Source organism: Proteus vulgaris, assembly GCF_033708015.1.
Lineage (GTDB): Bacteria > Pseudomonadota > Gammaproteobacteria > Enterobacterales > Enterobacteriaceae > Proteus.
In genome coordinates this window covers 2,047,184-2,071,347 of the sequence record NZ_CP137920.1, presented here as the reverse complement: position 1 = coordinate 2,071,347, position 24,164 = coordinate 2,047,184, and the positions used below count along the sequence as shown (strand labels likewise).

The following is a 24,164-nucleotide window of genomic DNA, read 5'->3' as shown; positions in this document are numbered from 1 at the left end:
GCAATATATCAATTGAGTAATCATGATGATTTACTGGCGGAATTCCTCAGAAAGCGGCACCGTGTCAGTAAACTGGTCGTGCCTCTGATCTTTACGACAAAGTATCGACGTAAGCTATTTGACGGACAGATGATCGCTCAACTGCGTGATGCATTTGACTCCGCTGCGGCAAAACTTGAATGCGAAATTATTGAGATGGACGGAGAGCCTGACCATGTGCATCTGCTGGTTGCTTACCCGCCAAAACTGGCGGTCAGTGTGATGGTCAACAATCTGAAATCAGTATCGTCGCGCCTGCTGCGCCAGCAAAACACACATTTACGGACACAAAGTAAAACGGGACTTTTGTGGTCAAGGTCGTACTTTGTCTGTAGCACCGGAGGGGCAACGATTGAAACACTCTGAGCCTACGTTCAGAGCCAGTCAACGCCTGATTGATCTTTAAAGCCCTGCAGGCCTTTCGCCTTATATCTCCGCCCGCACTGGGCGAGGGTTTACGGCGTTTTTCGCTAATGCCATATCTTCTGATGAGAGTAACAAACAATGAATATTTAGCCTTTGAACGCAACGATATTCTTGTTCAAAGGCCTCATCAGGTTTTCCTGTTTTTGAATAGTCATCAGGGTAAATTATTTGCATAAGTAATTCCTTTTAATTAAATAGGCTTGATGATGAAACATCCTAATGCTTTATTTAACGACTTACCCCTTTTTTCTCTTAATTACATGTTTTCTTTTCTAAGTTGTGAGAACTCTCGATTTTTTGATCTTTTTCGGCTAGGTAACTGATTTTACTCGTGCCAATGTTTTATTTCCTGCCATAATCGCTTTAACATTTAGAGATGCTTCACTAGCGTATTAAGTACGAATGATATTTACCAGGAAACAATTCAATGCCTTTTTATATACAAAGCCGTTATTCAAGTCGCGACAAGCTCTATAAGAAAAACAGAACAAAAATACTATTGATAGGTTTAACCTTAATTCCTTCATTTGTATGTGCTAATGATCTTTCTCAATTACCGCAAAAAGAACGCGTAGCTTACTTTACGCAAGCTCAGCAAGCAGGGATCACCGGTGTTGCCATTAAAACAAAACCGGTCTTAGCAAGACCCGCTAAAGAAGGTGAGATCATCACAACGATAATTAAAGGTGAAGGAATTGAAACCGTTTCAGAACCAGCAAAAGTAGGTGATTGGGTAGTACAAAATATTTGCCCAGAAACAGGTAATGAAGAGATCTTGGTAAGAAAAGCCAAATTTGTTCAACGTTACAATATCGCAGAAAATAGTGAAATTAATGTAGGTTCTTATCCTAGTGATTATCAGCCTTTTACGCCAAAAGGTATCGAAATGAATTACTTTATTGTACCGGAATCTACACCTCCATTTGTTATGAAGGCACCTTGGGGGGAATTGCAACGTTTTCAATCGGGCGATGCCGTTGTCCAATCCACAACAGATAGCCAAGATATTTATCGTATTCAGAAGGCAGCATTTGAATGTACTTATACTCTTCTCAAGCCTGCCAAATTGACACCATAATATTGAATTGATTTATGAAGCACTAATATTAGTTTATAATTCATAATGTTATGAGTTTATTTTTACTAAAATTAAGGATGTTAAACAAAGGGGAAAACAATAAAAGATAGGCGCAATTGACTTGTTGTGTATTTGCTTTAATCGCTACATTTAGTTAACCTGGCTCTATCAATTTCTTCAACTCATTAGGTAAAACCTATTGAACTGATAGCAGGAATGTATTAGCTATTCTCAAGTGGAATAGGTACATTAGTTCCCATACCAAACAGGAGGAAATACAATGTCTTTAATTAATACCCCAATCAAACCATTCAAAAACATGGCATTTAAAGACGGTCAATTCGTAGAAGTGACTGAAAAGGACGTCGAAGGCAAATGGAGCGTTTTCTTCTTTTACCCTGCAGACTTCACTTTTGTGTGCCCAACTGAATTAGGCGACTTAGCTGACCATTATGCTGAGTTCCAAAAAATGGGCGTAGAAATTTATTCAGTTTCTACTGACACACATTTTACCCATAAAGCATGGCACAGCAGCTCAGAAACTATCGGTAAAATCAAATATGGCATGATCGGCGACCCAACTGGCGCATTAACTCGTAACTTTGAAAATATGCGTGAGAACGAAGGTCTTGCAGATCGTGGTACTTTTGTTGTTGACCCACAAGGTATCATCCAAGCAATCGAAATCACTGCTGAAGGCATTGGCCGTGATGCATCAGATCTGCTGCGTAAAGTTAAAGCTGCTCAATATGTTGCTAGCCATCCAGGTGAAGTTTGCCCAGCAAAATGGAAAGAAGGTGATGCAACTTTAGCTCCATCACTGGATTTAGTTGGCAAAATCTAAATAAGAATTAAGCCACTAAAAAAGTTATTTATCGGGTGTTTCGGCACCCGATTTTATTGAGGGTGCAAAAATGTTAGATAATAATTTAAAAGCTCAATTGAAAGCTTATTTAGAACGATTAACCCAGCCAGTTGAGTTAGTAGCAACATTAGACGACAGCAAACATTCTGCTGATATCCAAGAATTATTAAAAGAAATCGAACCATTATCCGATAAAGTCACTTATCGTGAAGATAATAACGCTAATGTACGCAAACCATCTTTTCTTATTACCAACCCAGGGAAAGAAACGGGTGTTCGTTTTGCAGGTTCGCCATTAGGTCATGAATTTACGTCATTAGTTTTAGCGTTACTGCAAACGGGTGGTCATCCATCAAAAGAAGCACAAGAATTACTTGAACAAATTCGTCAGTTAGACGGTGAGTTTCATTTCGAAACCTATTATTCGCTCTCTTGTCATAACTGCCCTGATGTTGTTCAGGCATTAAACTTAATGGCGATTTTAAATCCGAAGATCACTCACACAGCGATCGACGGAGGCATGTTCCAAAATGAAATTCAGGAACGTAATATCATGGGCGTTCCTGCTGTATTCTTAAATGGTAACGAATTTGGTCAGGGTCGTATGACCTTAGCGGAAATCGTTAACAAAGTAGACAGTAATGCAGAAAAACGTACGGCAGAATTGTTAAACCAAAAAGATGCTTTTGATGTATTAATTGTAGGTAGTGGTCCTGCTGGTGCATCAGCGGCGGTTTATTCAGCACGTAAAGGTTTAAATACAGGTCTTATTGGTGAACGTTTTGGTGGGCAAGTTCTGGATACTGTTGATATTGAAAACTACATTTCTGTACCAAAAACAGAAGGTGCAAAGCTTGCGGGCGCACTAAAAGCACACGTTGATGATTACCAAGTGGATGTGATTGATAGTCAAACTGTTAGTCGCTTAATTCCTGGGGCATCAGAAGGGGAGTTACATCAAATTGAAACAGCATCAGGCGCTATTTTAAAAACCCGTAGCTTAATTATTGCAACAGGTGCTCGCTGGAGAAATATGAATGTTCCTGGCGAAAATGAATATCGCACACGTGGTGTAACTTATTGCCCACACTGTGATGGCCCACTGTTTAAAGGCAAAAAAGTTGCTGTTATTGGTGGTGGTAACTCAGGGGTTGAAGCTGCAATTGATTTGGCGGGTTTGGTTGAGCACGTAACAGTATTAGAATTTGCTCCAGAAATGAGAGCAGATGCGGTATTACAGAAAAAATTACGTAGCTTAAGCAATGTAGACGTTATCTTAAATGCACAAACTACAGAAGTTTATGGGGATGGCACTAAGTTAACGGGTCTAAAATATAAAGATCGTACTAATGATTCTATGCATGATATTGCATTAGCAGGCATTTTCGTTCAAATCGGCTTATTACCTAATACACAATGGTTAGAAGGTACTGTTGAGCGCAATAAAATGGGCGAAATTATTGTTGATGCCCGTGGCGAAACGAATATTAAAGGTGTGTTTGCTGCGGGTGACTGTACAACAGTACCTTATAAGCAAATCATCATTGCCGCCGGTGAAGGAGCAAAAGCCTCGCTAAGCGCATTTGATTACTTAATTCGTACGAGTGCAAAATAAGAAAAGTATTATCAAATAAGTTAACTATTTTATATTGTCTAAAGCATCTCAATTGAGGTGCTTTTTTCTATTTCCTGTTTTTTATTTTCGTTCCTTTGCCTATTCATAAATTCTAAACAATCTATGTTATTATCTTGGCACTGAAATAATCTATAGGGAAGTTGATTGATATGAATATAAAAAATAAACATTTTCGACAAATTGTTCCTGCGCTACTTTTTTCCCTGCTATATGCTAGCACTTTTTCTGTTAATGCAGAGATTGAAGTTCGTGATGAAACGCTATTTGAAGCGCATCAACGCTTTAAAACCGAAATTATAAACGACAGTTTTGATAATATTGATCCGCCTTGGGAAGCACCACCAGAAATATTTAATGTGATTAAATATCCAGCAAAACCAGGGGATATGTATGCCTATTTAACACCACCACCTGCAAATAAAAAAGTGAAATTACCTGCGGTGATTTGGTTAAATGGAGGTTATGGTGGAATTGGTGGTGACGACTATTTTTGGCAACCTAAACCGGTTGATAACGATCAAACGGGTGCTATATTTCGTGATCCCAATATGGTGTTGATGATACCTTCTTTCCGTGGTGAAAATACCAACCCAGGCCGCTATGAAATGTTTTATGGCGAATTAGAAGATTTAGAATCGGCGAGGGAATATTTAGCATCATTGCCTTATATTGACTCTAAACGCATCTATGTTGTTGGACATAGTACGGGAGGTACCAGAGCATTATTAGCAAGTGAATATAGTGATAAATTCAGAGCTGTTTTCTCGTTGGGCGGAATACCCGATCTTAAATTACGCGCAGAAGGGAATATGATAGTTGAATTGCCTTTTGATAGAAATAAAGAAGAAGAATTTAATGTTCGTTCTGTATACCGTTATATTAAATCAATAAAAACACCTACTTTCTATTTTGAAGGACGTGATTATTTTTGGAGTGAATTTAATGAATTACGTGGTGTAGCAATAATGCATGATATTCCATTAAAAATATATAACATTAAAAATGGTGATCATTTCAATATTATTGTGCCTGTCAGTAAATTAATTAAAGATAAAATTTTGTTAGATACTGATACAACTAAAGAAAGTAATATTCGGTTCACTAATGAAGAAATTAAATGGATCAATAAGCAAGTGAGATAATTTAAAAAAAATAACCCGCTCTTTTATTTAGTCGATAAAAGAGCGGTTTTTTATTTAATGATTAATATTATTAGCCAGAAAACTCATTACATAACACTTGCAGTTTATTGATCATTCTAGCCATATGGAAACCATCGCATGTAGCATGATGGACTTGAATCGATATTGGTAATAAAATTTTGTCACTTTGTAGGGAGTATTTTCCCATAGTAAAAATAGGAGGAAAATAATCTTTTACATTAGCTACATTTAAATTAAATCCATCAAAGCTTATCCATGGGATCATTGAAATGCAGAAATGATTTTCAGGAAAATCTGGCTTTGCTGATAGGCTAAGATTATCCTTATAATTTTGATAATCTTGATTATATCCTTGTAAAAAAGAGTGCCAGTCTTCAAAGTACTGACTCCATAACTCAGAAAATGTTTCAGTCTCTTGATGGAATATAGTGTACGCAGGATTGATTTTATCCCAAATAACTAACTCATCATTTTTTATTGCCATTCTAGACTCAGGATAGCTATTAACTACTTTTGTAATCAAATAGATCATAGCAGGATAAAGCTTAAGATTATTTTTAGATAATACAACCTTTAAGGCAGTAATATCTATTTTAGTTGTTAAGCTAAAGCCGCACTGTAAGTTATGGCGATAGTGTAAGAAATGTTCTTTCCTATTCCACTGTTCTAAATCGATTTTTTTATAGTTCATTTTAAAGCCCTTCTTATTAAATAATATAACGATTTTTTAAAAAAGAAGGGCTAAACGGGTTGTTTGAATGGGTTGCATGATAACTCCCTATAAATTAAATTTTTATTCTTAATAGAGTAAGGATTATCGCAATATCCACTAATTTATAAAGGTATTTTTGTGCTTTACTAATTTGCAGTAGTAATGGTTTGGATAAAGGCATTAAGTGTATTATGATAAAAACATAAGAATTTTATTTGAAAAATATGAAAGGATTTATTATGCAAGCTAAACTTGCTTATCTATGGAAACAAAAAAGGCGAGGAAGATTGTCTTTTTTAGGTGCACAAATTGTTTGGTCAGTTTTATTTAGTATCGCTGATATCTTGATAGAGCAAATCTATATACGTCTTTATCCAGAAGATACGTCTTCCATTATTGAAAATGCATTTTATTATAGTTTCTCTTTTACACTCTATGCTGTAATGGAAACAGCATTAGTTATGATACAAATTTACGTATTTACGCTTATTTTATCTCAACGAGTGAGAGATATTGGTATTAAATATCCAGTCATTATCTCACTCATCTTTACAGCTAGCCCGATAGTATTAATACCTTATTTTTTATTTAATGCACCAACCATGATGATGGTATTTTCTTTTATTTTATTACTTGGAGGACTTGTTGCATTATTAGCACCATCTGCTTATAAGGTAGACATTAATACTAATAATAGCGATAAATATGACAGAATAATAAAATAATCAACTAATATTTTATTATATAAAAAATTAAAAAAGCATCAGGAAAGATGCTTTTTTAATTTCACAGCAATGATTTTATTTATTCCATTATTAAGATAAGATCTCTATTATTCCTTTTTGTCCATCAACTCTGACTCTTTGACCATTTTGCAACATATTTAATACATTACGTACACCCATTACAGCAGGCAATCCTAACTCTCGGGCCGTAACCGCACCATGGGACAGAGGACCACCACTTTCTGTAATGATGCCAGATGCTCGATAAAAGAGTGCCGTCCAAGCAGGGTTAGTTGTTCTAGCAACTAAAATGGCATTCTGAGGAAATTCGGCAAAATTCTCTGGACCATAAACAAGATAAACTTCACCTTCAATAACTCCAGCACTGCCTGCCAGTCCTTTTAATTGATGCGCATTTGTATTTAGCTCATTACAACTCTCTTCACCATAGACCCATTGTGGTGTGACTGATTTTGCTTTTAGATATCCTGCCTTATTTTGGTATATATGATGGCGTAGCTGATTCCACTCAGTGGGATTATCTGCAAGAATTGCGTTAGCTAAAGGTTGTTCATTAGCAAAATAAATATCCATAGGGTTATCTAAAACACTGCGAATAACTAATCTTTCACCTAATGCTTTTAATCCACGACGCATAGGTAGTGCGAGTCGAGTTGTTTGATAATGTTCTAGATCATCTAATGCAGTATAAACGCGCGCTAACCGAATTATTTCTTGTAAAAAGAAACGTAATTCTTCAGGAGCATCCGAAATAATTGAAAATTCAGTTTCTGACTGTAGAATTTTTTTACTTAATGGGTCATCTGTTTGTTTATCATCAGCTAAATCAGCCATTGCTTTAATCTGAGTTAATACAATATGTGGAGCATCCAACCATGTTGGATGATAGGCATCAAAATCTAATTCTCGATGTCCATGATTTGCCAAAAATAATGAGAACTGCTGGTAAAAATGGGGATCGCATTCCTCGATTTCTTGCATAATCTTTTCTGGAACAAGAGATGCTATAAGATTAAGAAGTTTTGGTTGATGACGAACATAGCGAGAAAGTGCCCAAAGTTCAGCATTCACTTGTCCCGTTTTAGTTTCAGACATAGCAATTAAGTTATCGAATGCGGTATGAGCATATTTTTCTTCTTTAAAGAAGAGCTTTAGCAATGCCATCAATGCAGAGTAGAGTGAACGCTGAGTTAAGGATATGGCAATATTAGGTAAAAAATAGTCAGCACCTAACTTATTAATTCTTTGCACATAATCCCATAATTGAGACAAATTTTTATCCTGTAATGGTTCATTCATCAATGCACCAATAGAGATTAAATATTTATCTAAATCGCGCATCCAAGTAATAGGTAATTCTTGCACCCAACTGAATTTTTGTGCAATTTCAGGCAAAGATTTTAACAAGGTAGGCAAATCATTCATCATTGATGTGGGGAGCCGGTTACTATACAAGGAAACCGCATTTTGGTTGCCATAGATATAATAACCTTGTACCCCGAACCATTTGCCATTAAATGACGGAAGTCCCATAAGATTAAGGCTAAAGTTTAATGATGAATGAAAACCAGCTTCACACATATCCCATGTTAATGGCGTTATAGGATTAGGAAACCTTTCTGCTGATTCTTCTCTTGTCCAAATGGGAGCAATTTGTGTCACATTACGCGATTGTAAAAGCCATAATTTACCATCGTGAAATGCCCACTCAATATCTTGCGGAAAATCAAAATATTTTTCGGCTGAGATAGCGAGCTCAGCGACTTGTTTACACTGCTCTGGCGTTAAAGAGGGGATAGATTGATTTTGGGGTTCAAGTGGCAAAATTTCAGTGCCATTATCAATCATCACAATGGCATTTGTTTTTTGAGCAATAGTTGTCTGTTTTATTTCTAAACTTTCTCTATCAATAAGAAATTCATCGACAGGATCTTCACCTGCAACAACGGTTTCACCTAAACCAAAGGCTGCATTAATTAATACCGTAGAAAGAGAACCTTGAACCGGATCAACAGAAAAAGCGACACCTGCGGCTTCTTGTTTTTGAACATTTATCATTCTTTGTAATACAACAGCCATTGATGCTTGAGTGTGTGGCAAATTTAAATGTTGGCGATAAAGCATAACGTGAGTATGCCATAAAGAGGCATAGCATTGGCGAATAGCATCGAGCAAATGAGATAACGTTTTAATACCTAATAAGGTGTCATGTTGACCAGCAAAAGCAGCGCCAGGCATATCTTCTAATGTCCCAGAAGATCTGACGGCTAAAGCAGTATCATTTAATTGGAGTTCATTGAGTCTTGAACTTAAAGAGTGAATTAATTCCTCTGGCATAGAAGCTTGTAAAATTAAATGGCGAATATTTTTACTAATGACTTCAAGTTCTTGCTTTTTTTCTGATAATAAACGATTGATTTCAGGTAGTAAGGGCGTGATGAATAATTGGTAAGCTTGGCAAGAAAGAATTAAACCATCAGGGACAGGTAATGATTGAATTGTTTTTGCTAAACTTGCGCCTTTACCTCCGCTAATAGAGACTTCAGAAGCGATTGGCTCGTTAATTTTATAAATGAGTTCCATATTCGACCTTATTATTTTTACAAGTGATATAAAGCACGCATAATGCAAGTAAGGTACCGACAATAACATCAATACCATAATGGTAATGTAAATATACGGTTGCCAAGATTAGTCCTATTAGAATAGGAAATAAACAATATGCTGTTTTTCGATAACCAGAAAAATAGAAAAAACCAACAAGATAAAGTGTGATCCCTGTATGTAATGAAGGAAAGACATCCATTCCAGTAATACCTTTATCAACGAGATCTGTCAGAAATAGAGTCATAGAACCAAAGTGAACGGGATAACTAAAATCAGAAGGAAATGCAGCGTAAGGGCCTGCGGCTGGAATCGAAAAGTAGCCTATAAAACCAAAAAAATACATTAGCATTAAGCCAAAAAAATAGTTTTTAGTCAGTATACTATTTCGACTAAAAAAGAAGAAAAGGGCGCTACCAATAATCAAAAAGTAGAAACTAAAATAGCAAAAGGAAAGGAATTCACTTAGCCAACCAGACTGCAAAGAAATAGTCCATTCTGGTAAGCTTTTCCCGAACCATAGGAGTTTATCTAGATGATATAAAATATCATCAAAATTCCATTGGTATAAACCATAGCGAATTGATTTAAACAGCGGGAAAATAGTCCAACAAGTAATCAGCTGTAATAAACCAAACCAATAGAATCGAGACTGAAAGGGAGCGTGTTGTGTTTTGTATCCAACAAAAATGAGCAACACCCATAAAAAGAAGCCGAAAAATATGGGGAACAACATTTCTGTCTGCATCGTTAACCAACTTCCATAAGTTCCCAAAGCCCAAATAATAAATAGTTGTAGAGAAAATAAATGGTTAAAAAGCATCCTGGCTTTAGTGGTTAACATATTTGAGCGCCTTTCTTCCTTATTAAGATAAAACCGAATAATGCACTAGCTAAACTTATACCAATAAATATTGGGAAAAAGAATAGGAGTATGACTAAGATAGGGATCCAAATAGCAGTTGCTATTGCGCCACCGACTATTTTAAAAAAGCTAATAGTATTACGGGCATCAGCAAAATGAGACGCAATAAATGATGATAATAATATTGGAAATAAAATATACATAAATAAAAATGAAATATAACGCCAAATTAATATAGAGAGCTGAGGCTTATTTTCTATATATTGATCATCATTACTTGATTGAGGTGGGTTATTTTGATAATCAATAAAGGATTTGGCATAAGATTCACCTTCTTTATTTTTATTAAAAGCATAAGCAGATGCTCTCTCAAAAATATCAATATTGGGGCAATTAACAGAAATTTTATTTAGTGATGTGGAAATTTCCGTATGAATATTTTTTTCCCATTCTCTGATTGATAAATTATCTTTTTGTGAGTTTATAGAAATATTTTCACCAATATAAACTTCCACTTTTGAACTGAATTTATCAGGAGCGATATAAAACAATCCCATAGGAACGATATCAAAAATGACGCCCTCACTGAGCAATGTTCTGATTATTCTTGCGGCACCTCGTTGATAAGGCAATGGCTGGAAACCCCACTCACTACTGCCTTCTGGGAATAATAGGAGATCTCCACCCGCCTTTATATGTGCAATTGCAGCATCTGAAGGACTTGAAAATACATTTGCATTTATACCTAAACGCTGTCTATCCTTTTTCCTGACCACGGGAATACCCGTAAAAAAACTTCTCATCAAAGGGCTATTTAACAATTGAATTGAAGCTAAAGCTTGAGTGTTAGGAAAGGCTTTTAATGCAATGTAACCATCAAAAGCACTGTTACGATGGCTGCATAGAATTAACTTAGGATGTGTATTTTCAGCTTGAGATCTATTATGGTAAATAAGTGAAACTTTAGAAAAATAGATTTCTCTAATTGCACAAGAGATAAATTGATAATAAAAAGGAAGTGGAGAACCAGCAACAAAAGGGGCGTTTTTTTTTATTGGTGAAGATAGTGCTGAATTAGGCATGAGATTTCCTTATATTATTCCTTCTTCAAAAACATATCACGCGCTTAAAAAAAGTAACACTAAAAAGTTAAAATTTAAAAACATCAGTAGAATAAAATAATTACACTAATTTGAGGCTCTTAATTCTAATGAATAAGATGAAAATGAGTATGATTCAACTTAGACTCGCTGAACCACAGGAAGCCAAAAGGTTGTGGTATTTACGAAATCAAGCACTGCGATTTGGTTGTGAGAATGTTTATTCATCAGAAGTTTTAGCCGCATGGACGCCTGATGAAATGCCTGAAGGATATCGACGGGCTATTATTGACAATCCGTTTTATGTAATTGATTATCAAGAATATAATATTCCTATTGCCTCGGGTTTTTTAGATGTTAAAACGGGTTTTGCTGAAGCGATTTTTACTTTACCTGAATATATGGGGAAAGGATTTGCAGGACTCATTTTAAAACAGCTAAAACATGAAGCAATGAAGAGAGGGCAATCCAAGTTATTTTTAGATGCAACACCTAATGCAGTGTTATTTTATTTAAAGCAGGGATTTAAAGCATTAGAAGAACGTGATTATTATTCTGATTTAGCGAAAGCAAATTTACATTGTTACCGTATGTGGATTGATTTAGATTAGCTGTATGTATCTTGACCATCTTAAAAAGAGGGTTTTTATAATGGAATAATAATAAAAAAGCTATTCTTAAAATGCGGTATAAATTTATTTTTATCATTTTTTGAATTGGCTTTTATATTAATAACATAAAATAGAAATCTGCATGATGTTGCGATATTGTAAAGTATTACGATATCTTTAGGACAAATATTATGCAAAATGTGTTATTAACGTTATGGCCGTTATTTGCGTTAATTGCGCTAGGTGCAATTTTAAGAAGAAATAAAACGTTTGAACCGGCATTTTGGGTTGGAGCTGAAAAACTTAACTACTTTTTACTTTTTCCTGCTTTATTGATCAATAGCTTGGCAAATGCGCCTTTATCTGATCCTCAATTACCTCATCTTGCCGGGGCTATTTTTTCTGTGGTGATTATTGTCACAGTATTATGTGTTGTGTTGAAAAAAACGATAGGTTGGTCTGCTGGACGTTTTGGTGCAATTGTTCAAGGTAATATTCGATTTAACACTTATTTAGGGTTAGCCATTGTCGCTGATCTATTTGGTGTTGAAGGATTAGGGATCGCTGCATTAATATTGGCAACGCTAGTTCCATTATCCAATGTTACTTCAGTGCTTTGTTTAACCGCGGGACAAAATGTGACTTTGCGTCAACTCGTATTGCCTATCATAAAAAATCCTTTAATTATCTCTTGTATTATTGGGATCATAATAAATCTGTCAGGCGTTGGGCTTCCTTTTGGGAGCGATCAATTTCTCAAATTGTTAGCAGCAACCAGCTTACCTTTGGGACTTATTTGTATTGGTGCGGCATTACATCTATCAACACTAAAAGCAGAAAGTAAAATGATTAGTATTAATACCGTTACTCGTTTACTTATTGTACCGATGATCGCGTATAGTGTTGCTTACTTTTTAGGCTTATCACCACTTGTCACAATACTTCTCGTTATTTTCTTTTCTATTCCAACGGCTCCGACATCTTATATTTTAACCCGACAGTTAGGGGGCGATTCTGAGTTAATGGCAGGGATCATTACTTCTCAAACAATGTTTGCAGCAATCACACTGCCTATTGTATTAAGCTTGCTATCAGGATGATTTTTTAAAAGTGAAATATTCTTTATATTTAATTATGCATGATTTTGTGACGTTTCTTTATATTAAAATATTTTATTTTTCATTATCTTTATTTTTTATTTGTTTAAATTGGGAATAAAGTCAAATATGAAAATTTCAAATGCGAATATTAGTCAGGAAAAAATAAATAAATTAGCAGATAACTCACCATCTGATGTAATGACTATTTGGGAAAAAATAAAAGACTGGTTTGGATTTAGTCAGGAAAAAAAAGTATTAACCTTAATTCATAATATTTATTTTAGCCAAGAAACAACAGTGCTAGAAAAAAATAGAGATTTCTTTCACTTAAAGAAACTTGCGGGAGAACAGTATAGAAATAATTTTCAATATGAATTAAATAACAATAATATTGATTATTGTATTGATTTTAATGGTGAAATTATTAAATCAAGTAGTGATGTCACACCACTTGTTAACGCTATAAAGAATGAACTCAATTTAAATTTAAAAAACTATAGTAGTGAAGAACTAGGTGAATTTATTAATAATAGTTATAAACTGTCTACATTAAGTAATGATGACAATGATTTTGGGGAAAAGTTTAGTGCATTTAGAAAAATTCTTACTGAATGTCTTAATGATGAAGATAGTTCTCTTGACAATCAACGGTTTGATAGTAATGCCTTTGATGCAAAAGAATCATTCAATGATAAATACGATTATTTGAAAGAAAATAGTAAAAAATATCTAGTTAATATTGATACTGAACAATTAGTCAAAAATATATATGATTCTACAGAGTCGCATAGTTACGAAAAACTTAGGGAACAGGTAGAGAACGATATATCAAGATATGATTTGAAATTCAATGGTGAAAAGATATCTGATATCGCTTTGTTAGAAAATAAACTTAAACCATTAAATAATCAAGATACTATGATTATCTTTGAATTGCTCAATCAAGGTATTTTCCCAATAATAAAAAATTCATTTGAAGAATATGAGCATATAGCTTCAATGTACTCACCTTTTACAGGAAAGACATCTGTTAATATAGAAAAGAAAGATAACTCATACATTATAACGGTCAACAATAAAAAGGAAATTACAGATTGTGATATTGAAAAGGTAAGTCAGCTATCAGACTCTATTTTAAATGAATTTGATCATAATTCTATGAATTTATACATTAAAAATTTTGTCGATTCTCCTATAACAAGGGAAAAGGTAGATACCGCATTAGCTAAATATCAAAATGAAATTATGAATAGAATGAGCGATAAAATTGGCGATAAATTTAATTATAAACAAAATAGATTTCTTTTACTGGAAGAAAGTATAAATATCAAATTTGAATTTAATCCTGATTTGATGAAAAAACTAACCATTCTCCCTAATGAAAGTAAAGTTGAATATAGTTTATTAAAATCTTGATCTTGGGATAAAGAGAGCTTCTTGTTATGATAGCTATAAAACCAATAATAAATAAGAGGCTCTTTTATGTCACAACCTCATAATCTAGAAATTCAAAAAATTATTAATGAGTTAAAACAACAATATCAAAATGCTGTTGATGCTTTGCGCAATGCCATTATTGATTATGCTCAAGATGGAAAGTTACCTGATGTAAAACAGAGAGCGGAAGGATTATTTGCTTATCCTCAATTAACGGTATATTGGTCAGGTGAAGTTAAAACAGAAGATAAAACACGCGCTTATGGTCGATTATCAAAATCAGGTAATTATTCTACCACGATCACTAATCCAGCTTTATTTGAAAATTATCTGTCAGAACAACTACAACTTATTGCTGATGCTTACCATGCCACTTTTGAAGTGACCGCTTCAAAACAAGAAATTCCTTATCCTTTTGTGATTGATGGAACAGGCATTGGTTTTGATAGAAAGATGAGTGCCTCTTTAGCAAAATATTTTCCAACCACTGATTTATCTAAAATCGGTGATGAAATTACCGATGGTGTAAGTTGTAATAGGGAAATATTACCACTTTCTCATTTTGATGCATTACGTACTGATTTTTCATTGGCACGTTTAAAACATTACACAGGTACATTACCTGAAGATGTTCAGCCCTATATTTTATACACAAATTATAATCGTTATGTTGATGAGTTCGTTCGTTGGGCTTGCGATCAAGTTGCTGATAAAAATAGTCCATATTGTGCACTTTCTTGTGCTGGGTTTCAGCGAATTACAGCAGAAACCGTTGATCCTGAAAAGTTAATATCGGATTTAACTTGGAAGAAATATCAGATGCCCGCCTATCATTTAATTGCTAAAGAAGGTCCCGGAATAACATTAGTGAATATTGGCGTTGGTCCTTCAAATGCGAAAACAATTTGTGATCACTTAGCCGTTTTACGTCCTCATGTTTGGTTAATGATTGGTCATTGTGGCGGGTTACGAGAAAGCCAACAACTTGGTGATTATGTTTTAGCTCATGCTTATTTACGTGATGATCATATTTTAGATGACGTTTTACCTCCTGATATTCCTATCCCAAATATTGCTGAAGTACAACGTGCACTTTATGATGCGACGAAAATGATCAGCGGTAAACCTGGGCATGAAGTAAAACAAAGATTAAGAACAGGGACTGTTGTTACAACAGATGATCGTAACTGGGAATTACGTTTTTCGGTTTCAGCGAGACGATTTAACTTAAGTCGTGCTGTCGCTGTTGATATGGAAAGTGCCACAATTGCCGCACAAGGTTATCGTTTTCGTGTTCCTTATGGCACTTTATTGTGTGTATCAGATAAACCATTGCATGGTGAAATTAAATTACCCGGTCAGGCTAATCATTTTTATGAAGGGGCGGTATCAGAGCATTTACAAATTGGTATTCAAGCTATTGAATTACTTAAACAAGAAGAGAGTAATTTACACTCCCGTAAATTAAGGACATTTAATGAGCCACCGTTCAGATAAAAGGTAAGCAATAAAAATCCCTAATTATTGGACAACAATCCGATAATTGGGGATTTTAAGACGTATTATCAAATAGATATTTTTTATAATAGGGTATTTATAAATAAAATTTAAAAACGCAAATGTCTCGCTGCTTTTCTTAAACGATCATCTCCACGTCTATCATAACGTTGAGTCGTCATAATACTGGCATGTCCCATCGCATCTTTTACAGTGACAATATCTTCACCATTATCAAGCATAGCAGATGCAAATGTTCTTCTTAGATCATGAGGAGCAAATTTATCAATACCACTTTCTTTTTGCCGAGTTTCTAAAATATAGTAAATGGCCTGATCGGTGATCCGCTCATCGGTGACATCATCAAACCGACGAATGCGAGTGAAAAGAGGGCCATCTTGTGTGCCCCTTATTTCATCAATCCATAATTGAACACGATCCCAAGTATCATCAGGCATATAAGACATTCGTTCTTTATTACCTTTACCTCTAACAAGAAAAGCTTGATCGCGAAATTGGATATGCTCGTAATTAAGTGCCACTATTTCTGAACGACGTAATCCACACCCTAATAACACACTTAATATTGCGGCATCTCTTAAACCTTTCGATGAATTGTCTTTTTCACAACTTCTAAATAAAGCACGAATTTCATTACTGGTTAGTGCGCGACCTTTGGGTAATCGACTTCCTCTTACCGATTTAACTTGGCGGATATGCTGATAACTTTCAGTATCCATTTGTTTCATTGCCCAAGCTTCTAAAGCAACACCTTTTAATGCGGCAAGATATGTATTGATAGTCGCGGGGGCTTTATTGGCATCAGATAACATATCAATAATAGCTTGAATATGATGACGGCGAAGTGCTCCCCATTGGCAATTTTTTAGAGAAGAAAAACCGATCATCTTAGCCACAATAGTTAAAAAAGATCCCATTGTTTGACGGCTACGTTTTGACCCTAAACTCATCAAATAGGCTAATGCGGGATTGGTATGAGCGGGTGAGGTAAATGTTGCATTTAGATCCAATAATGTGTGTTTTTCAGACAATACAAGTGATTTTTCAGGCGGAAGCTCCTGATCGTCGTGGTGAAATTCCACTGTGATTTCCTTATTAAACCAACATAACCATGATGAATATTCTAACAGATCTAAAAAAGAAAAAAGCTACTTTTTCAAAGGATCATTTTAATAAGTAGAAATGATCTTGTTTATTTTATCGTCATAATGAGGGCTAAGTGAGCGTTTTTAGGGTAAATAACAGACTCATTAAGTTAAGGGAAAAAAGTGGCAGATAGGATTAAGAAAAAGAGTAGGGACTAAGAAGAGGAAAAAGGCGCTTATATCGTTTTCGCACCCACGATTTTCACCTTTTATCCGCTTAAAAATTGCGGTGAAACGGGTAAAAATTGGGTGCGAAATCATCAAGGGGTAGTTAAATTACTCTTTATAAATTGCGACAACGGGTTTTCCATCATTACCAATTGTGCCACGGTACATACCTTCAGAATTAAAACTCATTGTGTAGTTACCTGTCTTATCTAATACGATAACACCGCCACTACCATTAATCGCTTTAACTTCATCAAGTGCATTTTGAGCCGCTTCTTCTAAAGGTAAATTTTTATATTTAACTTGAGCTGCGATATTGAAGGCAGTTAAGGTTCTAATAAACATTTCACCCGATCCTGTTGCTGATACCGCAACAGTTTCATTATCAGCATAATTACCTGCACCAATAATAGGGGAATCACCGACTCGACCATAACGCTTATTTGTCATTCCTCCCGTAGAGGTTCCCGCTGCCAAGTTTCCATGTTGGTCAAGAGCAACTGCACCAACAGTGCCATATTTATAATCATACATCATCGGATCAACAAAAAGAGCCGCTGTTTTACCATCATGATCTAAAACGACTTGTTCTTTTTCTATGGCTTTTTGAAGTTGTTGCCAACGATGTTCAGTTCTAAAATAGGACGGATCAACGATAGTAAGCCCTTGTTCTTTAGCAAAAAGATCAGCACCGTTAGAAACCATCATAACATGTGGGCTTTTTTCCATCACGGCAATGGCCGCATTAATTGGATTTTTAACTGTAGTTACACCCGCAACAGCGCCAGCTTTACGGGTTTTACCATCCATAATAGAAGCATCAAGTTCATTACGGCCATCATGGGTGAAAACGGCCCCTTTCCCTGCATTAAATAAGGGGGAATCTTCCATGACATTAATGGATTTTTGAACAGCTTCGATGCTGGTGCCGCCACTATTTAAAACAGCATATCCAGCATTTAATGCTTCGGTTAGTTTTTCTTTATATTCTTTTTCTTGTTCTGGCGTAATGGTGTCTTTAGTGATTGTGCCTGCACCACCATGAATAACAAGACGAATAGGGGCTTCGGTATTTGCAAAAACAGAGCTAGCAAACAGGGTACAAAGTGTCATTGTGGCAAGTTTATATTTAATATTATTCATATAATCTTTCTCGTTTTTAATTAAAATTGACGTGGTATCATCATGTGGATGTTAGGATCTTGATCTGAAATTCTAATTAATTACATCAACGTACTTTGATAACTAACTGCAATAATCACTATATAAAAAGTTTACGGTATAAGTGGTCTGAACACTCAACTTTCTTTTTAATTTGTCGATCTTCATCATATAATCGCTTATTTTTATTATTTTTAAATAAAATCAATATATTGCATATTTTAAATATTTTTTGATTTAATGAAGAGAATAAATATAAAACGTAGCTAATCGTATTTTTAAAAATAATAATGCTATTTTTACTTTTTGTTTTTATTTTATATGATGAAATTTAAAATATAAAATTCACTAAATGATATAACAAATACAATTTTTAATGATTTTAAATTAGGGCATGACTCAGTTTTGAGCTTGATTTTTATTAAAAAAATAAGTGGTTTTTTATATTGATTAATATGTTGATAACACTTTGTTATTATTTCATTTGGTTTTTCATGTAATGAAAAATGGGGTTTCTATATACAATTTGTGTGTTTCCTTGAATAATCAAAAATAGATGGTCGATTATGTGATAAAAGTACTACATTAATTTGAGTTAAGGCTCTATTATAATGACATAATATTTATAATTCATAAGGTTAGCCTTTAGTTTTTTTATTTTTTTATAGTGCGTACGTTAGCTTTATCAATAAAAATGAACTATTTTTAAATAGAGATAAAATAAAAAATTAATACGCTTCATTATTTAACTATTTTCTTACATACAGCGGATAAACATATTTTTGGTATTCTTTTATGGCTAAAGGAAGGTTAAATAATTTATATGAAAAATCAAAAAAAGAGTCGTTTTTTTGTTTATAGCATTATTCTCGTCGCGATTATTGCCGCGGGAATTTTTTGGTGGAAATCTCAGGCACCAACACTTCCTTCAGGATTTGCTCAAAGTAATGGGAGAATAGAAGCAACAGAAATTGATATTTCAACGAAAACTCCGGGAAGAATCGATTCTATTTTAGTTCAAGAAGGTGATTTTGTTAAAGCGGGTGAAGTGTTAGCAAACATGGATACTCGAACACTTAAAGAACAACTTCATGAAGTTCAAGCGCAATTAAATCAAGCAAAAAGTAGTGTGGTGACTGCACAATCAGCATTGTCGCAACGTAAAAGTGAACAACTTGCTGCTCAGGCCGTTGTTCGTCAACGTATTGCTGAGCTTGATGCCGCACAAAAAAGACTCAATCGTTCTCGTGCATTAGTCAAAACGAATGCGATTTCTATTCAACAATTAGATGATGATATTGCTAGAACAGAAGGGGCAAGAGCAGCCGTTGAAGCCGCTAAAGCGCAAGAAACCGCCACCATCGCAGCAATAGAATCGGCTAAAGCAGGGATCATTCAAGCTAATACAAAAGTGGACGCTGCAACAGCAACTGAAAGACGCATTTTAGCAGAATTAGATGACAGCATTTTAAAAGCACCACGTAATGGTCGAGTTCAGTATCGTGTCGCAGAGCCGGGTGAAGTTTTAGGTGCGGGGGGCCGTGTATTAAATATGGTCGATCTCAGTGATGTCTATATGACGTTCTTTTTACCAACAGAAGCGGCGGGTAAAGCGGCATTAGGAAGTGAAGTTCACATTATTTTAGATGCGGCACCTCATATTGTTATTCCTGCAAAAACAACTTACGTTGCGAGTGTCGCTCAATTTACACCCAAAACCGTTGAAACTGATAATGAACGATTAAAACTCATGTTCCGTGTAAGAGCGCGAATTTCACCTGAATTACTTGAAAAACACCTTGAATATGTAAAAACGGGTTTACCAGGACGTGCTTATATTCGTTTAGATAATACTCAATCTTGGCCAACTGATTTAGAGGTGAAATTACCGCAATGAGTCAAACAATGAGAACGCAAAACCATTCTCATATCATTGAATTGACTCATGTATCCCAACATTATGGCGATACCAAAGCGCTTGATGATGTGACATTGGCTATTCCTGCTGGAAAAATGGTCGGGTTAATTGGTCCTGATGGTGTAGGGAAATCAAGCTTGATCTCTCTTATTTCTGGTGCAAGAGAAATCCAAACAGGACAAGTAATTGTTTTAAACGGTGATATGAATGATGTTGAACACCGAAGAGCCGTCTGCCCACTTATTGCGTATATGCCGCAAGGATTAGGTAAAAATCTTTATCACACACTTTCTGTTTTTGAAAATGTTGATTTCTTTGGACGTTTATTTGGGCAATCAAAACAAGAGCGGGTAGAACGCATAAATGACTTACTTGAAAGTACGGGGTTAGCGCCATTTCGAGATAGACCTGCGGGTAAACTTTCAGGAGGAATGAAACAAAAACTGGGGTTATGTTGTGCGCTTATTCATGATCCAGAATTACTCATTCTTGATGAACCGACTACGGGCGTTGACCCATTATCACGAGCACAATTTTGGGAGTTAATTAATCGTATACGTAAGCGCAAAAAAAATATGAGCGTATTAGTTGCGACCGCGTATATGGAAGAAGCTGAGCGTTTTGATTGGTTGGTTGCTATGGATGCAGGAAAAATATTAGCAACAGGTCACGCTGATGAATTAAAAGCTCAAACTCATACTGATGAATTAGAAGCTGCTTTTATCGAGTTATTGCCAGAAGAGAAAAAGAAAGATCACCAAAAAGTGATTATCCCTCCCAGAGATAAAAGTGACGATGATACTATCGCCATTGAAGCACAAGATTTAACCATGCGTTTTGGACAATTTGTTGCCGTAGACCATGTAAGCTTTCGTATTCCTAAAGGTGAAATTTTTGGATTCTTAGGATCAAATGGTTGTGGTAAATCGACCACCATGAAAATGCTGACAGGTTTACTTGAGGCGAGTGAAGGGCGAGCTTGGTTATTTGGTCAAGAAGTTGATCCTAAAGATATTGAAACGCGCCGACGTGTTGGCTATATGTCTCAAGCATTTTCACTTTATAGTGAATTGACTGTACGTCAAAACCTTGAATTACATGCCAAGCTTTTTCATATTCCAGAAGAGGACATTCCTCAACGTGTTAAGGAAATGAGTGAGCGTTTTAATTTAACTGATGTTGAAGAAATGATGCCCGATGGGTTGCCATTAGGTATTCGTCAGCGTTTATCGCTCGCCGTTGCTGTTATCCATAAACCTGAAATGTTGATATTGGATGAGCCGACTTCAGGGGTTGACCCTATTGCACGAGATATGTTTTGGAACTTGATGGTTGATTTATCAAGACGTGACGGTGTCACTATTTTTATTTCAACTCACTTTATGAATGAAGCTGCACGTTGTGACCGAATGTCACTGATGCATGCGGGTAAAGTATTAGTCACAGATACACCTGCAAATTTAGTTAAAAATAGCCAATTTGATACGCTTGAAGCCGTTTTTATTGATTACCTTAAAAAAGCATCTGGTGAGCAAGAAGCACCTGAACTTGATGAAAAAAGCCTACAACTTCCAGCATCCACTCATGAAAGTGCGGAAAAAGCGTTAAAACAAAGATTTAGCTTACGACGTTTATTTAGTTATAGTATTCGTGAAGGTATGGAATTACGCCGAGATCCTGTACGTCTTACTTTAGCGCTGTTAGGTACGGTGATCCTGATGTTTATTATGGGTTACGGCATTAGTTTGGATGTTGAAAATTTACGCTTCGGTATTATGGATAGAGATCAAACAGGGTTAAGTCAGGCATATAGCCAAAACCTTTCAGGCTCTCGTTATTTTATTGAAAAGGCGCCCATCACAGATTATGACCAATTGGAAAAACGGTTACGTAGTGGTGATATTACGGTGGCGATTGAAATCCCACCTAACTTTGCACGGGATGTTGCCAAAGGTAATACTGTAAAAATAGGTGTTTGGATCGATGGTGCAATGCCTAATCGGGCTGAAACTGTTCGCGGTTATATTCAGGCTATGCATTTAACATGGATGCTTGATATGGCAATGCGTCAGCCAACAAATGTGGTTGATAAATTATCACCCATTGATATCGAAACTCGCTATCGCTATAACCCTGATGTTAAAAGTTTACCCGCAATTGTACCTGCTGTTATTCCTCTTTTATTAATGATGATCCCCGCAATGTTAAGTGCGTTGAGCGTTGTTCGTGAAAAAGAGCTTGGCTCCATTATCAACCTTTATGTTACACCTATTACCAAAGCAGAGTTTTTATTAGGTAAGCAATTTCCTTATATCTTATTGGGTATGTTTAACTTTTTTATGCTCTGTGCGCTTTCGGTCTTTGTGTTTGGAGTAAGTTTTAAAGGGAGTATGTTAACGCTTTCTTTAGGTGCATTACTCTATATTACGATTGCCACTGGAATGGGATTGCTTATTTCTTGCTTTATGAAAAGCCAGATTGCGGCCATCTTTGGTACTTCAATTATTACCTTAATTCCAGCAACACAATTTTCAGGAATGATTGATCCTGTTTCGTCTCTGGAAGGTATAGGTAAATGGATAGGGCATATTTATCCTACATCCCACTTTTTAACTATCTCACGAGGGACATTCTCTAAGGGATTAAACCTGTTTGATTTACCTTGGTCTTTTATTCCTTTGCTTATCACTATCCCAATTGTGATTGGGTTGAGTGTCTTTTTCTTGAAAAAGCAGGAGGCTTAAATGTGGCGCACAATTCAAAATGTGTTTAATTTAGGCGTAAAAGAGCTACGCAGTCTCTCTCGTGATAAAGCTATGCTGGCGTTAATTGTGTTTGCCTTTACGGTGTCAATTTATTCATCAGCGACGGTTACACCTGGTTCGTTACATCACGCACCGATTGCCGTTGCGGATCAGGACAAATCACAGCTATCTGCACGTATTGTAAATAGTTTTTATATGCCTTATTTCTTACCCCCAGCTGATATTACGCCTGAGCAAATTGATGGTTTATTGGATAGAGGTACTTATACCTTTGCACTTGATATTCCACCTAATTTTCAGCGAGATCTCTTAGCGGGTCGAAAACCTGAAATACAAGTTAATATTGATGCAACGAGGATGAGCCAAGCTTTCTTAGGTAATAGCTATATTCAAAACATTGTCATGGGGGAAGCAAAAACCTTTTTAGCGAAAAATAGAACCAATGATCCACTGCCTGTTGATTTGGAAATTAGAATGAGTTTTAACCCGAATCTGACACAATCTTGGTTTGGTTCTGTTATGGCAATTATTAATAATATCACTATGTTATCGATAGTATTAACTGGGGCTGCATTAATCCGAGAGCGTGAACATGGTACCATTGAGCACTTACTGGTTATGCCAGTAACGCCTTTTGAAATTATGCTTTCTAAGATATGGTCAATGGGGTTGGTTGTCTTATTGGCATCAGTCATGTCGTTAGTATTAGTTGTGAAATCTTTACTCCATGTTCCTATCGAAGGCTCTGTTCTGCTGTTTATGTGTGGTGTTGCTTTAAGCTTATTTGCGACAACCTCAATCGGCATTTTTTTAGGAACAATGGCTCGTTCAATGCCTCAATTTGGTTTATTGATGATTATGGTATTGTTACCATTGAATATGTTATCAGGAGGGATGACATCACGAGAAAGCATGCCTCAGTTTGTACAGGATGTAATGCAAACAATGCCAACTACGCACTTTGTTAGCTTAGCTCAGGCTATTTTATATCGTGGTGCTGACTTCTCAATTGTGTGGCCACAATTTATTATCTTGATTATTATTGGTTCCGTCTTTTTCGCCTTGGCTTTATTACGTTTTAGAAAAACGATTTCGGCGATGGCTTAA

General features: G+C 35.6%; 20 protein-coding genes. 13 read left to right on the top strand and 7 right to left on the bottom strand.

Features of this window, described 5'->3' with window-relative positions:
* Positions 1-12 precede the first annotated feature (12 nt).
* Positions 13-405 (top strand): IS200/IS605 family transposase, encoded by a 393-nt coding sequence (tnpA, locus tag SB028_RS09870; protein WP_318860128.1) that lies wholly within the window; start codon positions 13-15, stop codon positions 403-405.
* 60 nt (positions 406-465) lie between these two features.
* On the opposite strand, the gene SB028_RS09865 is transcribed toward tnpA, so the two are convergent.
* Positions 466-639 carry a hypothetical protein gene (locus SB028_RS09865; protein ID WP_171729892.1) on the bottom strand — a complete coding sequence of 58 codons (174 nt, stop codon included), beginning with the start codon at positions 637-639 and terminating at the stop codon, positions 466-468.
* Positions 640-892: 253 nt separating this feature from the next.
* Between SB028_RS09865 and SB028_RS09860 the strand changes: the two genes are divergently transcribed.
* The 4 genes from SB028_RS09860 to SB028_RS09845 all read left to right on the top strand — a co-directional run bounded on the left by SB028_RS09860 (position 893) and on the right by SB028_RS09845 (position 5,186).
* Positions 893-1,543, top strand: coding sequence for a hypothetical protein (locus tag SB028_RS09860; RefSeq protein WP_077885058.1), 651 nt, complete (start codon positions 893-895; stop codon positions 1,541-1,543).
* Between the two features lie 280 nt (positions 1,544-1,823).
* Positions 1,824-2,387 (top strand): alkyl hydroperoxide reductase subunit C, encoded by a 564-nt coding sequence (gene ahpC / locus SB028_RS09855; RefSeq protein WP_006536680.1) that lies wholly within the window; start codon positions 1,824-1,826, stop codon positions 2,385-2,387.
* A gap of 70 nt (positions 2,388-2,457) precedes the next feature.
* On the top strand, positions 2,458-4,023 hold the full coding sequence (gene ahpF, locus SB028_RS09850; protein WP_069367111.1) for an alkyl hydroperoxide reductase subunit F: 1,566 nt from the start codon (positions 2,458-2,460) through the stop codon (positions 4,021-4,023).
* A gap of 170 nt (positions 4,024-4,193) precedes the next feature.
* On the top strand, positions 4,194-5,186 hold the full coding sequence (locus SB028_RS09845; RefSeq protein ID WP_069367112.1) for an alpha/beta hydrolase family protein: 993 nt from the start codon (positions 4,194-4,196) through the stop codon (positions 5,184-5,186).
* Positions 5,187-5,256: 70 nt separating this feature from the next.
* On the opposite strand, the gene catA is transcribed toward SB028_RS09845, so the two are convergent.
* The gene (gene catA, locus SB028_RS09840; RefSeq protein ID WP_069367113.1) at positions 5,257-5,898 is read right to left on the bottom strand and encodes a type A chloramphenicol O-acetyltransferase; all 642 of its coding nucleotides are present in this window, start codon (positions 5,896-5,898) and stop codon (positions 5,257-5,259) included.
* 260 nt (positions 5,899-6,158) lie between these two features.
* Here catA and SB028_RS09835 point away from each other — a divergent pair, with 260 nt between their 5' ends.
* Complete coding sequence (locus SB028_RS09835; protein WP_069367114.1) at positions 6,159-6,644, top strand: hypothetical protein; 486 nt, start codon at positions 6,159-6,161, stop codon at positions 6,642-6,644.
* 90 nt (positions 6,645-6,734) lie between these two features.
* On the opposite strand, the gene SB028_RS09830 is transcribed toward SB028_RS09835, so the two are convergent.
* Genes SB028_RS09830 through SB028_RS09820 form a run of 3 tightly spaced genes read right to left on the bottom strand, consistent with a single transcriptional unit; the run spans position 6,735 to position 11,216 of the window.
* On the bottom strand, positions 6,735-9,248 hold the full coding sequence (locus SB028_RS09830; RefSeq protein WP_069367115.1) for a PEP/pyruvate-binding domain-containing protein: 2,514 nt from the start codon (positions 9,246-9,248) through the stop codon (positions 6,735-6,737).
* Positions 9,232-10,113, bottom strand: a complete 882-nt coding sequence (locus SB028_RS09825) for a phosphatase PAP2 family protein (protein ID WP_248620696.1) — start codon at positions 10,111-10,113, stop codon at positions 9,232-9,234. The genes SB028_RS09830 and SB028_RS09825 overlap by 17 nt, the downstream gene beginning before the upstream one ends.
* On the bottom strand, positions 10,107-11,216 hold the full coding sequence (locus SB028_RS09820; RefSeq protein WP_069367116.1) for a 1-acyl-sn-glycerol-3-phosphate acyltransferase: 1,110 nt from the start codon (positions 11,214-11,216) through the stop codon (positions 10,107-10,109). The genes SB028_RS09825 and SB028_RS09820 overlap by 7 nt, the downstream gene beginning before the upstream one ends.
* A gap of 143 nt (positions 11,217-11,359) precedes the next feature.
* Here SB028_RS09820 and SB028_RS09815 point away from each other — a divergent pair, with 143 nt between their 5' ends.
* The 4 genes from SB028_RS09815 (at position 11,360) to SB028_RS09800 (ending at position 15,879) form a co-directional block, all read left to right on the top strand.
* On the top strand, positions 11,360-11,845 hold the full coding sequence (locus SB028_RS09815; RefSeq protein WP_069367117.1) for a GNAT family N-acetyltransferase: 486 nt from the start codon (positions 11,360-11,362) through the stop codon (positions 11,843-11,845).
* Between the two features lie 191 nt (positions 11,846-12,036).
* Complete coding sequence (locus tag SB028_RS09810; RefSeq protein WP_069367118.1) at positions 12,037-12,945, top strand: AEC family transporter; 909 nt, start codon at positions 12,037-12,039, stop codon at positions 12,943-12,945.
* A gap of 126 nt (positions 12,946-13,071) precedes the next feature.
* On the top strand, positions 13,072-14,361 hold the full coding sequence (locus SB028_RS09805; protein ID WP_069367119.1) for a hypothetical protein: 1,290 nt from the start codon (positions 13,072-13,074) through the stop codon (positions 14,359-14,361).
* Between the two features lie 66 nt (positions 14,362-14,427).
* Entirely contained in the window at positions 14,428-15,879 is a 1,452-nt protein-coding gene (locus SB028_RS09800; protein ID WP_069367120.1) for an AMP nucleosidase, read from the top strand.
* 110 nt (positions 15,880-15,989) lie between these two features.
* On the opposite strand, the gene SB028_RS09795 is transcribed toward SB028_RS09800, so the two are convergent.
* Together SB028_RS09795 and SB028_RS09790 are read right to left on the bottom strand one after the other, a co-directional pair.
* Positions 15,990-16,982, bottom strand: a complete 993-nt coding sequence (locus tag SB028_RS09795; protein ID WP_069367121.1) for a tyrosine-type recombinase/integrase — start codon at positions 16,980-16,982, stop codon at positions 15,990-15,992.
* A gap of 339 nt (positions 16,983-17,321) precedes the next feature.
* Positions 17,322-18,356 (bottom strand): isoaspartyl peptidase/L-asparaginase family protein, encoded by a 1,035-nt coding sequence (locus SB028_RS09790; protein ID WP_069367122.1) that lies wholly within the window; start codon positions 18,354-18,356, stop codon positions 17,322-17,324.
* A gap of 841 nt (positions 18,357-19,197) precedes the next feature.
* Here SB028_RS09790 and SB028_RS09785 point away from each other — a divergent pair.
* The 3 genes from SB028_RS09785 to SB028_RS09775 are packed head-to-tail and all read left to right on the top strand — an operon-like array spanning position 19,198 to position 24,164.
* Positions 19,198-20,271 carry an HlyD family secretion protein gene (locus tag SB028_RS09785; RefSeq protein ID WP_069367123.1) on the top strand — a complete coding sequence of 358 codons (1,074 nt, stop codon included), beginning with the start codon at positions 19,198-19,200 and terminating at the stop codon, positions 20,269-20,271.
* An 8-nt stretch (positions 20,272-20,279) separates the two neighbouring features.
* Positions 20,280-23,036 carry a ribosome-associated ATPase/putative transporter RbbA gene (gene rbbA, locus SB028_RS09780; protein ID WP_069367195.1) on the top strand — a complete coding sequence of 919 codons (2,757 nt, stop codon included), beginning with the start codon at positions 20,280-20,282 and terminating at the stop codon, positions 23,034-23,036.
* The gene (locus SB028_RS09775) at positions 23,037-24,164 is read left to right on the top strand and encodes an ABC transporter permease (RefSeq protein WP_069367124.1); all 1,128 of its coding nucleotides are present in this window, start codon (positions 23,037-23,039) and stop codon (positions 24,162-24,164) included.

Bases quoted from the DNA above. Each gene is read 5' to 3' on its own strand.
- SB028_RS09865 (WP_171729892.1), bottom strand. From the start codon at position 639: ATGCAAATAATTTACCCTGATGACTATTCAAAAACAGGAAAACCTGAT.
- SB028_RS09860 (WP_077885058.1), top strand. From the start codon at position 893: ATGCCTTTTTATATACAAAGCCGTTATTCAAGTCGCGACAAGCTCTAT.
- ahpC (WP_006536680.1), top strand. From the start codon at position 1,824: ATGTCTTTAATTAATACCCCAATCAAACCATTCAAAAACATGGCATTT.
- ahpF (WP_069367111.1), top strand. From the start codon at position 2,458: ATGTTAGATAATAATTTAAAAGCTCAATTGAAAGCTTATTTAGAACGA.
- SB028_RS09845 (WP_069367112.1), top strand. From the start codon at position 4,194: ATGAATATAAAAAATAAACATTTTCGACAAATTGTTCCTGCGCTACTT.
- catA (WP_069367113.1), bottom strand. From the start codon at position 5,898: ATGAACTATAAAAAAATCGATTTAGAACAGTGGAATAGGAAAGAACAT.
- SB028_RS09835 (WP_069367114.1), top strand. From the start codon at position 6,159: ATGCAAGCTAAACTTGCTTATCTATGGAAACAAAAAAGGCGAGGAAGA.
- SB028_RS09830 (WP_069367115.1), bottom strand. From the start codon at position 9,248: ATGGAACTCATTTATAAAATTAACGAGCCAATCGCTTCTGAAGTCTCT.
- SB028_RS09825 (WP_248620696.1), bottom strand. From the start codon at position 10,113: ATGTTAACCACTAAAGCCAGGATGCTTTTTAACCATTTATTTTCTCTA.
- SB028_RS09820 (WP_069367116.1), bottom strand. From the start codon at position 11,216: ATGCCTAATTCAGCACTATCTTCACCAATAAAAAAAAACGCCCCTTTT.
- SB028_RS09815 (WP_069367117.1), top strand. From the start codon at position 11,360: ATGAGTATGATTCAACTTAGACTCGCTGAACCACAGGAAGCCAAAAGG.
- SB028_RS09810 (WP_069367118.1), top strand. From the start codon at position 12,037: ATGCAAAATGTGTTATTAACGTTATGGCCGTTATTTGCGTTAATTGCG.
- SB028_RS09805 (WP_069367119.1), top strand. From the start codon at position 13,072: ATGAAAATTTCAAATGCGAATATTAGTCAGGAAAAAATAAATAAATTA.
- SB028_RS09800 (WP_069367120.1), top strand. From the start codon at position 14,428: ATGTCACAACCTCATAATCTAGAAATTCAAAAAATTATTAATGAGTTA.
- SB028_RS09790 (WP_069367122.1), bottom strand. From the start codon at position 18,356: ATGAATAATATTAAATATAAACTTGCCACAATGACACTTTGTACCCTG.
- SB028_RS09785 (WP_069367123.1), top strand. From the start codon at position 19,198: ATGAAAAATCAAAAAAAGAGTCGTTTTTTTGTTTATAGCATTATTCTC.
- rbbA (WP_069367195.1), top strand. From the start codon at position 20,280: ATGAGAACGCAAAACCATTCTCATATCATTGAATTGACTCATGTATCC.
- SB028_RS09775 (WP_069367124.1), top strand. From the start codon at position 23,037: ATGTGGCGCACAATTCAAAATGTGTTTAATTTAGGCGTAAAAGAGCTA.